At 27.7% G+C, this 1417-nt stretch carries 2 rRNA genes; both read left to right on the forward strand.

Annotated elements, in window-relative coordinates:
- Position 1: 1 nt before the first annotated feature.
- Positions 2 to 118: ribosomal RNA gene (gene rrf / locus H8S20_RS12775) — 5S ribosomal RNA — on the forward strand.
- Between the two features lie 1191 nt (positions 119 to 1309).
- Positions 1310 to 1417: ribosomal RNA gene (locus tag H8S20_RS12780) — 16S ribosomal RNA — on the forward strand; the annotation flags it as partial.

Below are 1417 nucleotides of genomic sequence, written 5' to 3' on the forward strand. Positions count from 1 at the left end.
ATCTAGTGATGATGGCGTAGAGGAAACACTCCTTCCCATTCCGAACAGGAAAGTTAAGCTCTACAGCGCCAATGGTACTGCACGGGAGACTGTGTGGGAGAGTAGGACGTTGCTAGGTTAGCAAAAAGATCTAAGTATAACTTAGATCTTTTTTTGTTATATAATTAATACCAATATTTATACTAATGCTACTAAAAAGCCTATAAATATAAGTAAAAAATCATCTATTATATTTCAATATTTATAATAGAGGGTATTATATAAATATAGTAGAAAGAAATAGAAAGTTATTTAAATGTATACAGAAACTATATACAAGAAGAATTAGCATGTATACAATTAAATTTGGAGCAATGAATCTATTTACTATTGAAAAGGTATCAAATAAGGAGTAACTAGTTATTTTTGTAGCATAATGAAAAGATATAGGAGTGATAAACCTATTTAGAGTATGAGTAGTACTTGTTAGTGTCATCGCTTTATATCAGTGGCTCTACTTCTAGTTTGATATAGGTTTATAATTATTTATATAATTATAAAAAAGTTTTCTCATTTTATTGATTATAAAAACTATAATTTATAAGAATATTATTTGGTAATTTAACTTAGTACAAATATATTAGGGACTTATAGTTGAAGTGAAAAAAGTTAAAATTCATCCAACTATTACTAGTACTTTAATAAATAATATAATAATTAAAAGAAGTAATTAATTATTATTAAGTATGATAAAGCAACTCTTAATATATATAAATAGAAGATAAAAGTTAGATTTTATTTATTTTTTATAATTTGTGGATAGTGTTAATTATGTTAATAAGAATATTGATTTAATACATTTATGTTGTGGATAATGTGTGAAACGTGGATAACTATAGTACAGTAAATATACCACAGAACCTAGTGTATCAATAGTATTAAAATAAAGTAAAAGGGAGAAAATTTAAGGAAAATCAGTTTAATCTTAATAAATCATAAAAATATTAATATTTAATCTATTTTATAGGTGTTAAGATGAATATCGTCGCTGATGCGAACAAACGGAAACACAAGATAAAAAGTGTTTGACAGTTGTTTTGATAGGTGATAAGATAAGTCTCGTTGCTAACGAAATGATGTGAAAAAAACTTTGAAAAAAGTTGTTGACACAAAGTTAAGTCGGTGATAAGATAAGGAAGTCGCTTGAAGCGATAACAAAATATGGTCTTTGAAAATTGAACAGAATATAGTTAAAATAAATCCAGCAATTCTTTTGAGAGTTTTTAAAATATTTAAAGACTCAAAGTAATTTGAGCAACAGATTAAACTTTTTATTGAGAGTTTGATCCTGGCTCAGGACGAACGCTGGCGGCATGCCTAACACATGCAAGTCGAGCGAGTTGATCTCTTCGGAGTGAAGCTAGCGGCGGACGGGTGA

This window comes from Clostridium hominis, assembly GCF_014287825.1.
Lineage (GTDB): Bacteria > Bacillota > Clostridia > Clostridiales > Clostridiaceae > Clostridium > Clostridium hominis.